We start from the raw sequence: 13874 nt of genomic DNA, 5'->3' as shown, positions 1-13874 counted from the left end.
TGATAAAATGGATTATACTAGTTTGTATACTGCCAATAAAAGTTAGTTAAACTAAACATCTGGAGCAATCTTGATTTGTCGCAGTTAAAAAGACTAAATATATGTTCAGTAGTGAATTTGATAAATGATTTTACAGGGAGGTTTTTCAAGTGCTGGAAATGGATACGGTTTTGATGAGTAGAATGCTTACTGCATTGACACTCGGTTTTCATATTATATTCGCTACCATAGGTGTCGGGGTTCCATTAATGATTGCCATTGCAGAATTTATTGGAATCAGGAAGAAGGATCCGCATTATCTGATGATGGCCAGACGCTGGGCCCGCGGATTTGTCATTACAGTTGCCATTGGTGTGGTGACCGGAACTGCCATTGGGTTGCAATTATCCTTGGTATGGCCTGACTTTATGCAATTGGCAGGAAATGTGATTGCACTGCCGTTATTTATGGAAGTTTTCGCATTTTTCTTTGAGGCAATATTTTTAGGGATTTACTTATATACGTGGGATCGTTTTAAAAAACCATATACCCACTGGCTGTTATCTTTACCGGTTGTAATTGGTGGAGGAATGTCGGCTGTATTTATTACGATGGTAAATGGCTTCATGAATACACCAGATGGATTTGCGATGGAAGGTGGCCAATTTGCTGCGGTTAATCCGATTGCTGCGATGCTGAACCCTGCTACACCAACGAAGGTCTTTCACGTATTAAGCTCCGCATACTTAACCATTGCTGCTATGCTGGCGGCAATAGCGGCCTTTTCAATATTAAAGAAACGGGCATCTGATTATCATAAAAAGGCATTAAAGCTAATGGTGACACTGGTTTTCATATTCGGTGTATTAACCGCATTGGCTGGAGATACCTCTGCGAAGTTCCTGGCAGAACACCAACCGGAAAAATTGGCTGCTGCCGAGTGGCACTTTGAAACAGAAGAGGGAGCGGATTTGATTCTGTTTGGATGGCTCAATGATGCACATGAAGCAGTGGGCGAGATTCGCATACCAAAGTTTTTAAGCTTTCTAGCGTTTGGTGACTTTAATGCGGAGGTGACTGGTCTGGAAGAGTTCCCTGAGGAGGAAACACCGCCACTTTTTGTGCATTATTTGTTTGATTTAATGGTTTTAATTGGCTTTGCGCTTGTCGGAATTTCTTTGCTTTATTTGATTGTCAGCAGGGTGAAAAAATGGAATGAACATAATAAGGTGTTGTTATGGCTTCTCGTACTGAGTGGACCATTGGCATTTCTTGCGATAGAGTTCGGTTGGCTCTATGCTGAATTCGGCCGCCAGCCGTGGATATTACGAGGCTATATGACGGTAGATGAAGCAGCAACTTCTTCCCCATATATCGGTCTCATGTTCTTTCTGTTCCTAGGTTTGTATATTGTGTTAGGGACATTGTGTGTCGTTACATTGCGAAAGATATTCCGTAATAACCCAGTTGAGGAAGAACTTGAGAAGAAATACCCAAGCATAGAAAAGGGTGATGAATAATGAGTTATGAACTGATTGGTATTGCTGTCCTATGGATCTTTCTGTATGGTTACCTGATCATTGCTTCTGTGGACTTTGGTGCTGGATTTTTTGCATATTATGCGAAAATGACAAAGAAAGATCATATCATTAACAAGCTGATTTCCAGATATCTGTCACCGGTATGGGAAATAACCAATGTGTTCTTTGTGTTTTTCTTTGTCGGTATTATCGGATTCTTCCCGGACACTGCCCATTACTATGGCTCTGCATTGCTTGTTCCGGCAAGCATTGCGATTATACTGCTCGCCATTAGGGGATCTTTTTACGCATTTGAAAATTATGGTTCCAAACAGAGTAATGTCTACATGTTTTTATACGGCGCAACCGGATTACTAATCCCGGCATCGCTATCTGTTGCTTTAACTTTATCCGAAGGTGGATTTATCATAGAAGAAGATGGTGTCGTATCACTGCAGTATCTCGAACTGTTTACGAGTCCATTGTCATGGAGTATCGTAGGGTTGGCTATTGTATCCGTATTGTTCATCAGTGCTACGTTTTTAACCTTTTATGCCTCACGGGCAAATGATAAACCGGCATTAAAGCTTGTGCGAGATTACGCACTGTTCTGGAGTACGCCTACAATCATTGCAGGGTTAACGACATTCATTTTCTTAAGTCAGCATAATGAAAGACATTTTCAAAATATGATGGATCTCTGGTGGATGCTGGGTCTGTCTGTGGCGTTTTTCATGCTTACAATGTGGTTGCTTTATTCGGGAAGAAAATACGGGCTTGCGTTTATTAGTACCATGCTGCAATTCTTCTTTGCCTTTTTTGCATATGGCATCGGGCATTTCCCGTATATACTCGATCCTTATATCAACATTCATGACAGTGCCACCCATGAATCCATGGGAATTGCCTTAGTGGCAGCATTTATTGGCGGATTATTGTTATTGATACCATCCCTGATTCTCGTCTTTAAACTGTTTTTATTTAATGCCGACTATGTAAAAGGGAAGAAATAACGGTTTTGATAAAATATTTTCTTAGCAGTTATGAAGTATAAAACTTCCTTACTGCATAAGTGCGGGCTAATGTTTTCGCCACAAGGGCTTGGGCGTTTAGCCAAGTTTTCTAACGCCTATGTGACTTCTTAAGTTAGGGGAAATGAACAGGTATGAATGAACTGAAAAATAAGCTTTCAACAGAGAAGAGAAGCATGTTGTTCTTGCTTCTCTCATCTGTGCTGTCAGGTGTTATGATAATTATCCAAGCATATCTTTTTGTTGCAATTGTGGATAGCGTCTTTCTTCAAGGAAAGGCTTTTACAGAAATCCTGCCATTCCTGGGAGGGTTATTGCTTGTTATGCTTGCAAGAACGATGTTCAATTATTTGAATGGACGCACAGGCGTCAAATTAGCTGCAAAGGTAAAAAGTGATTTTAGAAAGTCCCTGTTAAATAAATTTTCAAACTCGCCCGTAGAGGCTTCCTTGCGTGGGCAGTCCGGTCGAAAAGTCAGTGTTATGCTGGATGCTGTTGATGAAATAGACAGCTATTTCAGCCAATATATTCCTCAAATGATCCAAACATCCTTTATTCCGCTTTTGATTCTCATTGTCGTCTTCACCCAACATATCAATTCCGGACTTATTATGGTAATTACTGCTCCATTTATTCCTGTTTTCATGGTTATTATTGGCATGCAAACAAAGAAAAAATCAGAGGAGCAACTGGACAAGCTTGCGGCATTTTCAGGAACATTCCTGGATACCCTGCAGGGACTGACAACACTGAAACTATTCGGAAAGGCAAAACAGCAGAAAGAGGAAATTCAAAGAAGTAGTCTCGGCTTTAGAAAAGCAACGATGGAGATTTTGAAGGTTGCCTTTACAAATTCTTTTATGTTAGAAGTAATTACCATGCTCAGCATTGGTATTGTGGCACTTGAGCTGGCTATCCAGCTAATTATTTATGAAAGTATCTCCTTTTTCACCGCTTTTTTCGTGCTCGTACTTGTTCCGGAGTTTTATACATCCTTGAAGGAACTCGGTAATGCCTTTCACAATGGAAGAAGCAGTATGGGCGCGGCGAAAAAGGTGGAGGATGAACTGGCAGATGATGAGCAGGGAATTACTTGGGGAGAGGCAAGTTTTTTATCAGAAACAACACCGCCAATTATTGAACTGAAGGACGCTGGTTTCAGTTATGGCGAGGGAAAATTTGCATTGGATCATATACGTACAGAAATACCTGCTTATGGGCAAGTTGCCATTGTTGGCAGAACAGGCTCAGGTAAAACGACCCTGCTTCATGGAATTGCTGGTTTAATGGCTCCTTCTAAAGGTGATATACATCTTAACGGAAAACCGATGGCTCAATATAAAGAGCAGGACTGGTTTGATCAATTAAGCTATATATCGCAGCATCCGTATATTTTTTCCGGAACAATTGCACAAAACATTGCAGTTGGTGCTAATTTCGACGCTACCCAGGCAGAAATTGAACAGGCCGCGGAACAAGCGGGTATCTCTGTAATGATCAAATCATTGGAAAAGGCTTATGAGACATTCGTGGGTGAAGGAGGAAGAGGCCTTTCTGGTGGCGAGATGCAACGGCTTGCCATTGCCAGGGCTTTCCTGAAAAAGCCAACAGTCATTCTTTTTGATGAGCCAACAACAGGGCTGGATCTGCAAACCGAAAGCATACTTCAAGAATCGATGCATCGGTTGGCGCAGGATGCTACAGTCATTACGGTGGCGCATCGTCTTCATACGATTAAGAATGCGGATACTATTCTTTTCCTTGAGAATGGAAGACTGGTTGCTTCAGGTACCCATACGGAGCTTATTGAAACAGTGAGAGAATACCGGGATATGGTGACAGTACAGCAGGGAGGTGACGCATCATGAAGGATTTAGCTGTTGTTACGAAATTAGTGATGATAGAGAAAAGGGATATCTTTATTTCAATTGTTGCCGGCTTTATTGCAGGGATAGCTGCTGTCGGGCTTTTTGCTGCCAGTGGATACCTGATTTCGAAAGCGGCCCTTACACCGCCTTTATATGCGTTAATTATTCTAACATCTACTGTGAAGCTGCTCGGGTTTACGAGAGCTTTAAGCCGTTATGCAGAAAGGTATTTCTCCCACAGGGCAACATTTACAATTTTAAGTAACTTGCGTGTCTCCTTCTTTGAAAAATTGGAACCATTAGCACCGGGGATCTTTCAAAAATACCGAAGCGGTGATTTGCTTTCCAGAATTGTTGGAGATGTGGAGAGCCTGCAAAATTACTTTTTACGCGTCTTTTATCCGCCCATCGTATTGGTCATGGTGTTTTTAACAACCGTTCTATTTACCACATTCTTTTCACTATCTGTGGCAGTGGTTCTGTTTATCGGTCTTATTCTTACAACCTTTGTTGTGCCTGCTTTATTTGCGATGAAGCAGGCAAAGATTGATAGTCATGTAAGAGAGGGAAGGGGAGCGTTATCAACGGAAGTGACGGAACTCCTTCATGGATTTCGTGATTTGAAAATCTATCAGAAGTTGGAGGAAAAAGAAGATAAACTGATTAGATCATCAGATGCATATATCAACGAACAGGAAATGGAAGGTGTCAACAAGTTATACAGTCAGTCGGTAAATACGTTTATATCACTATTCATTTCCTGGGTCGTGCTGGGACTGGGATCTTATCTCGTTGCGGGAGGCGAACTTGAAGGAATCCTGCTTGCTATGCTGGTAATGATTTCTTTAACTGTTTTTGAAGATGCTGGACCAATGGCTGTCTTTCCCATTCACATGCAGGACAGCAAACGTGCAGCAACACGTCTTTTTTCCGTTGTACGGGAAGAGGAGAATCCAGGTGAAAAAGAAATAGAACCTGAGGAACAGCTTTCTTATCAGCATGCGCCGTCTATTGACATGCATAATGTAACATTTTCTTTTCCTGATGAATGGAGAACAGCATTGAAAGACATTGATTTAAAACTGAAGGCAGGTTCGAAAACAGCCATCGTCGGGCCGAGTGGTTCTGGAAAGTCAACACTGATGCAGCTGCTTTTGAAAATAAGTTCTGCCAATCAGGGAGATATTCGTTATGATGATGTTTCCATTGATTGGATTAAAGCGGAAAATATTTGGGAAGCGGCAAATGTTATGCTACAGGAAAACCACTTTTTCTATGGCACAATCCGGGAAAATTTGCTTCTTGCAGGAGATGATTTGACTGATGAGCAATTGAAGATCATGTTAGAAAAGGTGAAGCTTGAGCATTTTTCCCTGGATGATTCTGTCTTTGAAAAAGGTGAAAACCTCTCGGGAGGGGAGAAACAAAGACTTGCTATTGCCAGGGCAATGCTGAAAGGAGGACGTCTATGGCTGCTTGATGAACCAACCTCATCTGTGGACGCCCTTACGGAGCAATCTATCTATGAGCAGCTTTTTGAACAGGCGAAAAATGACACACTTGTGCTTATCAGTCACCGTTTAACAGGTCTTGAGAAACTAGATCAGATAATTGTCATGGAAGAAGGCAGGATTATCGAATCTGGAACATTTGAGGCGTTGATGGATCATCAGGGTTATTTTTACAAAATGAAAGAGATTGAAAAGAATTTATTGTAGCGTGATGAACGCAGACTTCCTGGCCTGAGCGCAGTACTTTTGGTGTCGAGCGCAGTACTACAGGATGCGAACGCAGTACTTAGGGTCGCGAACGCAGTACTACAGGATGCGAGCGCAGTACCACCGGCCATGAGCGCAGTACTTAGGGTCGCGAATGCAGTACTACAGGATGCAAGCGCAGTATCACCGGCCGCGAACGCAGTACTACAGGTTGCGAGCGCAGTACTTAGGGTCGCGAACGCAGTACTACAGGATGCAAGCGCAGTACTTAGGGTCGCGAACGCAGTACTACAGGATGCAAGCGCAGTACTTAGGGTCGCGAACGCAGTACTACAGGATGCAAGCGCAGTATCACCGGCCGCGAACGCAGCACTACAGGATGCGAGCGCAGTATCACGGCCGCGAACGCAGTACTATAGGTTGCGAGCGCAGTACCACCGGCCGCGAACGCAGTACTATAGGTTGCGAGCGCAGTACCACCGGCCGTGAACGCAGTACTACAGGACGAGAGCGCAGTATCACCGGCCATGAACGCAGTACTACAGTATGCGAACGCAGTACCACCGGCCATGAGCGCAGCACCATATGCCACAGGCACCGAACTAATCTTTCCACAAACAAAAAAATGGATGTTTCTCTGGAACAAATGCAGTTACTGCGAATACTTTGTCTGCATAGATAATAGTGAAGGAGGTAACAACCATGAAAATCAACTGGAAAGTACGTGTTTTCAGTTATCCATTCTGGGTGGCAATTTTTGGATTGATTGGTTTGATTGTTCAGGATCTGGAGTTACTTAGTGCTGGGCGATATGAAGCGTATGTTGATGCTATCTTGCTTGTACTGGTGGCCAGTGGTGTTATATCTGACCCAACAACCAGCGGGATGAATGACAGCATTAATGCCCTCAGTTATCGTAAGCCCAGAAAGGATAAGGAGCCATAGAGATTATCTGGAATTTCCACATGGATGATTCTAATCTGAAATAAAAAAAGAAGCTAACCGGCTATGCTCCGATTAGCTTCTTTCTAATGCTTTCCATTTAATAATTTCTTCAAAACAATTAATTCATATGGCAAAATAAACGTAAACTCTCCATTTATTTCTGACTGCTCTTGCTTCTGGTCGAACGCGTTTGTTGCTGCGATCTTCCAATTACCTGATGAAGGGAGGTGTAGCTCGTGTTCATCCTTCGTTGGATTTGCATAAATGGCGAAGTCCTCATTATCACCAAGTAGTGTAAATCCGAAAAGTGGGTGTGGTGTCTCCAAAAGATGGAACCTTCTCCTTATCTCCCGTTTGGAAGTCATTCGGAAAACATCATATTTTTTTCGAATAGAGATAAGATTTTTGATAAGTTGTATCGTTTCATCTTCTTGTTCCCGCCGATTCCAATCCAATTGATTAATCCCATCACCAGAATTATAGCTGTTCTCATCTCCCTGCTTGGTTCGGAACCATTCCTGGCCGGCATGAAGAAACGGAACGCCCTGACTTAGGAGTGTAATCCCTGTTGCCAGTTGATGGATTTTCTTTCGATTCATCTCGATTTCTTCTGGATTGGTGAGAAGCAGCCTGTCCCAAAGGGTATGGTTATCATGACATTCAACATAATTGATGGTTTGATCCACGTCAGCTACAACAGACTCTCCAAACTCATCAAGCGCTGACCCGGTAACGAGATTTGGCATTCTCTCGATAAAGTGGCCATTTCCATTTACAAAACCACTATCAGTGGCATCAAATAAATTTCCTTTTAGTGAATCACGAAAATAATCATTGAAAAAACGGGTGCTCACCAATTCCCTGGAGTTAGCCGAAGTGGCCTTTTTGCTCGACTCAAGAGCAGTAGGGAGATCCCAACCTTCACCAAGCAGCATAATTGGTATTTTCTCTTCTCCACAACGTTGCTGAATTTTCTGCATTGTTTCGATGTCCATTGCGCCCATTAAATCAAACCGGAATCCATCCACGTGGTATTCCTTTAGCCAGAAGTCTATCGTATCCAGAATAAATTTCTGTGCCATTTTCCGCTCTGAGGCAAAATCATTGCCCACTCCGGTTCCGTTACTTAGCGTTCCATCCGCGTGGTAACGGAAATAATAACCTGGGACAAGCTTTTCAAAAGATGAATTTTCCATAATGAATACATGATTATATACAACATCAAGAATGATGGAGAGCCCTTCCTGATGGAAGGATTGAATCATTTTTTTACATTCATTGATCCTTACGAGCGGGTCATCCGGCGAGGTGGAATAACCGCCCTCAGGGACTTGAAAATAGAGGGGGTCATATCCCCAGTTATACTCCTTATCTGGATTTAATTCATCTACTCGTGCAAAGTCGTTTACTGGCAGGAGCTGCACATGGGTACAGCCTAATTCCTTAATATAAGAAAAGCCAGTGGAGGAGCCATTACTATTTGAGGTATCTTTTTCTGTCAACCCTAAAAATTTACCCTTATTTTTTATACCACTTCCGTCATGTACGGTTGCATCTCTGACATGGAGTTCATAAATAATAGCATCCTGCAGATTATCAAATCGTGGCCGGTTGTCTTCTTGTACTGTTCTGGACAAATCAATGACAACACTTTTTTCGCTGTTGGCAAGTAACGCTTTTGCATAGGGGTCGTTACAGCGGGTCTTTTTTCCATTGACGGTGATTTCGAAATCATAGGCAAATCCATGCCAGTCACCATTCACTTTTAGCTTCCATACCCCATTTTCCGGTTTGCTCAACAGAAGCTGTTGCTCACCCAGGGATAATTTTACAGAAATTGCTGTCGGTGCCCAGACAGCAAATGTTGTTGCAGAGTTTTCATATATGGCCCCAAGCTCTGCGTCGGGTGCTCCGTAATGATAATCAAACCAATCTGTGCGTACAATGGCGCCTGGATATACAGGTATTTCGATTCCCCCCCATAGAAGAACAAGGTTTTCTCCCATTGGAAGGTCCTCAAAAAAGCTTACATGTACAATGGAATGTTCTATCTTCTCTTCCATTTTTGTCTGAAAGTATTTTTCTTTGTCTTCCCAATAAATGACGGGTGGATTTTCATCTTGAATCAGTTCATCTATATCGTTGGAGATGACAGTTAATTTGTGAATGTCATCAATCCAGGCTACACGGGTTTCCACAACAGCAACTCCTTCGATTTTCCTTTATCTGTTTTAGTATATGCCATAATTCCTAATCAGGATAACTTATAGCTTAGAAAAGTTCTACTTAAACAAAATAATAGCCGTATCTTCCATTCATTAAACCTTTTTGACAATAAGTTGAATCGATTCGACAAGTACTGACAATGAAAACGTTAACGATAAATAAAATGTCGAACGAATTTTCAGAAAAATAACCTTTAACTCCTTGTATTACCCACCCATAGATTTTATAATTTACTTTATTCATCCCAAACTTATCCAAAACTACAGTTATTTTACAATATACAAAAGGAGGAAGCATCTTGTTCTACACCATCTCTGAAGAGGAAATCTTTTTATTTCACCAAGGTACAAATTATCGCAGTCAACAGTTTCTGGGGTGTCATCCCCTGGAATGGGAAGAGGAACAAGGCTTTCGATTTGCTGTCTGGGCACCACATGCGAAAAACGTCCGTGTTGTCGGTGACTTTAATGAATGGAAAGGAGAAAACTATGAACTTCATAAGGTGAATGATGAAGGGTTATGGGTAGGATTCTTCACTGGTATTTCCGCTGGATTACCCTACAAATATGAGCTTATAACTTCTGCTGATCATGTGATATTAAAAGCTGATCCTTATGCACTTCAATCCGAGCTACGTCCTTTGACCGCATCCATCATTCCAGAATCTCTTACCTATGAATGGAAGGACCAGGTCTGGCAAAATCAAAAAGAAACTTTCGATCCATATACTTCCCCTGTTTCCATCTATGAAGTTCATTTAGGTTCATGGAAAACGAAAGAGTCTGGTGAATTTTACACTTACCGTGAACTTGCTGAAGAATTGATTCCATATGTGAAGTCACTGGGTTACACCCATATCGAATTGCTTCCGCTTGCCGAGCATCCATACGATCTTTCCTGGGGGTATCAGATCTCCGGTTACTTTTCAGTGACTTCCAGATATGGATCTAAAGAAGACTTCAAATACTTCGTTGATCAGTGCCACAGGGCAAATATTGGTGTCATTATGGATTGGGTGCCTGGTCACTTTTGCAAGGATGACTTTGCACTCAGAGAGTTTGATGGGGAAGCCCTTTTTGAATATTCCAATCCGAACAAGGCTGAAAAAAGATCGTGGGGAACATTGACTTTTGATTTCGGACGTCCTGAAGTACAGAGTTTCCTGATTTCCAATGCCCTTTTCTGGCTGGAGGAGTACCATATTGATGGGATTCGCGTAGACGCGGTAGCCAGCATGCTTTATCTGAACTTTGGTAAATCCGATGGCGAAGAGAAAATTTACAATTCATATGGTGGAGAAGAAAATTTGGAAGCCTTCGCTTTTATTCGCAAGTTAAATGAGGTTGTTTTTTCCTATGAGCCAAATACCCTGATGCTGGCAGAGGACAGTTCCGATCTTCCCCTTGTGACGGCACCAACGTATGCAGACGGACTCGGCTTTAATTTCAAATGGAATATGGGCTGGATGAACGACATGCTTACATATATGGAAAAAGAGACGGTTCATCGCAAATGGCATCATAATTTGCTTACCTTTTCGTTTATGTACACCAATTCAGAGAATTTCCTTTTACCTTTATCCCATGATGAAGTGGTGCATGGAAAAAAGTCCTTACTCGATAAAATGCCTGGAGATCAATGGCAGCAGTTTGCCAATCTAAGGTTACTGTATGGCTATATGATGGCACATCCAGGGAAGAAGTTGTTATTTATGGGTGGTGAACTTGCCCAATATGCAGAATGGAAGGATAAGCAAGAATTGGACTGGCACTTGTTGGAATATCCGCTTCACTTAGGAATGTTCCATTATGTGAAAGCATTGAATCATTTTTACCTTGAAAATACAGCGTTTTATGAATTAGATCACGATCCGGAGGGGTTTGAATGGATAGACCCACACAATATTGATCAAAGTATTATTGCCTTTTTCAGAAAAAGCAAGGGTTCAGATAGTGAGCGAGTGATTGTTTGTAATTTCACTCCCCATGTCAGTTATGACTATAAAGTCGGTGTGCGAACTCCAGGAACCTATCAGGAAATCTTTAATTCGGACAGGGTAGAATTTGGGGGCTCCGGTCAGATAAATGAAGCAGAGCATTTCAGCTTTCCTGAGAGGTGGCATGGTTTGGATCACCATTTGAAGATAAAAGTTCCGCCATTGGGTATTGCAGTATTTACTCGACTAACAAATGAAGGGAAGGATGCAGAATGAAGGAATGTGTAGGGATGTTGTTAGCTGGAGGAGAGGGAAAACGGTTAGGAGCATTAACTAACAATCTGGCAAAACCGGCAGTTCCATTTGGCGGGAAATACAGGATCATTGATTTTACCTTAAGTAATTGCACCAATTCAAGCATTCAGACACTGGGTGTGTTGACACAATATTCTCCGCTTGAGCTCCATAAGCATATCGGAAATGGAAAACCCTGGGATATGGATCGGCGTAATGGCGGCGTAACCGTCCTATCCCCTTTTACAGCGAAAAACGGAGGAGACTGGTACTCGGGAACGGCAGATTCTATCTATCAAAATATTCATTATATCGATCAGTACAATCCGAAATACGTGCTTGTGATTTCGGGAGACCATATTTATCAGATGAATTATCAACGATTACTGGAAAAGCACAAACAAACTGGTGCCGAGGCGACTATTTCTGTTATATCCGTACCATGGGAGGAGGCTTCCCGATTTGGCATCCTCAACACAACGGAAAATCTGGAAATCTATGAATTTGAGGAAAAGCCAGAGAAGCCACAAAGTAACCTGGCATCAATGGGTATCTATATTTTTTCTTGGGAAATATTAAAATCCTATTTAAAAGAGGATGCAGAAAATGCATCTTCCAGCCATGACTTTGGAAAGGACATCATACCCGGAATGCTTGAGGACAAACGCCGAATGTTTGCTTATCGCTTTGAAGGTTATTGGAAAGATGTCGGTACCGTTCAGAGTTATTGGGAAGCAAATATGGATCTTCTTGATGAAAATGGAGGCCCCCCATCTCTGACGAATAATAGTTGGAGGGTACACACGAAAGCATCCAATTACCCGCCACAATATCTTGGGGAGACAGCACTTGTAAAGAATTCGCTGATTAATTCAGGCTGCTGGGTTTACGGTACTATAGAAAATTCGGTGTTATTCAGAAATGTAGAAGTTGAGTCTGATGCAATCATTCGTCAATCCATTTTGCATCCGGGGGTGGTCATTGGGAAAAATGTGCTCCTTGATCGGGTCATTGTCATGGAAAATACAGTGATACCGGATGGAACAATCATTCAAGTGGAGATAGCTGAGGAACCGCTGGTGATTGATCAGGACACCTTAAATCAGATGACATCAGTTACAGGAGGAGAAATTTAAGTGAAAACAATGATGGGTCTAATAAATCTGGGTAATGAACACCATGTTTTTAATGAATTGACATATTTCCGCAATGCGGCAACCATTCCTTTTGGGGGACGCTACCGGCTGATTGATTTTACACTTTCGAATATGGTTAATTCAAATGTTGATGAAATAGCAATTTTCGTGCGGGATAAATACCGTTCTTTGATGGATCATCTTGGAACAGGTGAAAATTGGGATCTGGACCGGAGGCATGGAGGGTTATTTATCCTTCCTCCTGACTGGAATGATCCGACGGATATGTCCAAAGGAGATTTACGTTTTTTCCATAATAACCGTGACTATTTGCTCCGAGGAAAATCAGATTATGTTCTGATTAGTGGCAGTCAATTCATTTCCAATACGGATTACAAGGATGCCTTTGCTGCACATCTGGAAAGCGAGGCTGATGTGACGCTCGTGTCCACAGATGTTGAGAAGGTACGACCGGAACATGATCCATATTTCCGGATTGAATCAGATGATTTGGGGTGGGTCCAGAATATTACAAACGACAAGAGGAACCCAAGGTTATTTACTGGTGTGTATATCATTAATAAAGATCTGCTGATAGATTTGGTAGATTATTGTATTGCTTACCACCATGATAACTTTTTCATTCATGGAATTAAGGATAAACTTGCGGATTTGAATATTCAGGTATATGAGCATCAAGGGTACAATGCGTTTATCAATACAATTAACAGTTATTATCAGCATAATATGAATCTATTAGCGGAAGAGAATTACAAGGAGTTATTTTACAAGACTAATTTTATCCGGACAAAAATCTCAAATTATCCACCGGTGAAATACCGTAATAATGCCGTTGTGAATCAATCCATTTTTGCAAATGGCTGTGTCATTGACGGTAATGTAGAACGCAGTGTGCTGTTTCGAGGTGTAAAAGTAGGAGAGGGTGCATCCATAAAGAATTCCATTATTATGCAGCGCTGTACGATTGAAGATGGTGTTCACCTGGAAAATGTGATTTTGGATAAAGATGTACATGTGACAGCAGACCAGAAGCTTATTGGCTCAAGAGATAAACCATATGTAGTCGCAAAAAGGCAGATTGTTTACTAAATAGTTGATCGGACAAAAGCTCAGGGCGCCTTAGTCATCCTAAGGCAAGAGGGGTAGGCGCTGGAGCTGGACGTGGCAGGTAATCTAATATAATTGTTCTCTGCCAAAAAT

General features: G+C 41.9%; 9 protein-coding genes. 8 read left to right on the top strand and 1 reads right to left on the bottom strand.

Annotated elements, in window-relative coordinates:
- Window positions 1-152 precede the first annotated feature (152 nt).
- The 5 genes from ACZ427_RS15960 to ACZ427_RS15940 all read left to right on the top strand — a co-directional run bounded on the left by ACZ427_RS15960 (window position 153) and on the right by ACZ427_RS15940 (window position 7061).
- Complete coding sequence (locus ACZ427_RS15960) at window positions 153-1499, top strand: cytochrome ubiquinol oxidase subunit I (protein WP_461176758.1); 1347 nt, start codon at window positions 153-155, stop codon at window positions 1497-1499.
- On the top strand, window positions 1499-2512 hold the full coding sequence (locus tag ACZ427_RS15955; protein WP_461176747.1) for a cytochrome d ubiquinol oxidase subunit II: 1014 nt from the start codon (window positions 1499-1501) through the stop codon (window positions 2510-2512). Before ACZ427_RS15960 ends, ACZ427_RS15955 begins: the two co-directional genes overlap by 1 nt.
- Window positions 2513-2664: 152 nt before the next feature.
- Complete coding sequence (gene cydD / locus ACZ427_RS15950; protein WP_461176748.1) at window positions 2665-4398, top strand: thiol reductant ABC exporter subunit CydD; 1734 nt, start codon at window positions 2665-2667, stop codon at window positions 4396-4398.
- Window positions 4395-6116 carry a thiol reductant ABC exporter subunit CydC gene (gene cydC / locus ACZ427_RS15945; protein WP_461176749.1) on the top strand — a complete coding sequence of 574 codons (1722 nt, stop codon included), beginning with the start codon at window positions 4395-4397 and terminating at the stop codon, window positions 6114-6116. The genes cydD and cydC overlap by 4 nt, the downstream gene beginning before the upstream one ends.
- 702 nt (window positions 6117-6818) lie before the next feature.
- Window positions 6819-7061, top strand: coding sequence for a phage holin (locus ACZ427_RS15940; protein ID WP_461176750.1), 243 nt, complete (start codon window positions 6819-6821; stop codon window positions 7059-7061).
- Window positions 7062-7144: 83 nt separating this feature from the next.
- Here ACZ427_RS15940 and pulA read toward each other — a convergent pair whose 3' ends face one another.
- Window positions 7145-9259, bottom strand: coding sequence for a type I pullulanase (pulA, locus tag ACZ427_RS15935; protein ID WP_461176751.1), 2115 nt, complete (start codon window positions 9257-9259; stop codon window positions 7145-7147).
- Window positions 9260-9585: 326 nt separating this feature from the next.
- On the opposite strand from pulA, the gene glgB reads away from it, so the two are divergent.
- From glgB to glgD, 3 genes are read left to right on the top strand one after another with little or no spacing between them, the layout of a single operon-like run.
- Window positions 9586-11499, top strand: a complete 1914-nt coding sequence (gene glgB / locus ACZ427_RS15930; RefSeq protein WP_461176752.1) for a 1,4-alpha-glucan branching protein GlgB — start codon at window positions 9586-9588, stop codon at window positions 11497-11499.
- On the top strand, window positions 11496-12653 hold the full coding sequence (locus ACZ427_RS15925; protein WP_461176753.1) for a glucose-1-phosphate adenylyltransferase: 1158 nt from the start codon (window positions 11496-11498) through the stop codon (window positions 12651-12653). The genes glgB and ACZ427_RS15925 overlap by 4 nt, the downstream gene beginning before the upstream one ends.
- A gap of 9 nt (window positions 12654-12662) precedes the next feature.
- Window positions 12663-13763 (top strand): glucose-1-phosphate adenylyltransferase subunit GlgD, encoded by a 1101-nt coding sequence (gene glgD / locus ACZ427_RS15920; RefSeq protein ID WP_461176759.1) that lies wholly within the window; start codon window positions 12663-12665, stop codon window positions 13761-13763.
- Window positions 13764-13874 lie beyond the last annotated feature (111 nt).

This window comes from Virgibacillus ainsalahensis (assembly GCF_055380755.1).
This window is presented reverse-complemented; position numbering and strand designations above follow the sequence as displayed.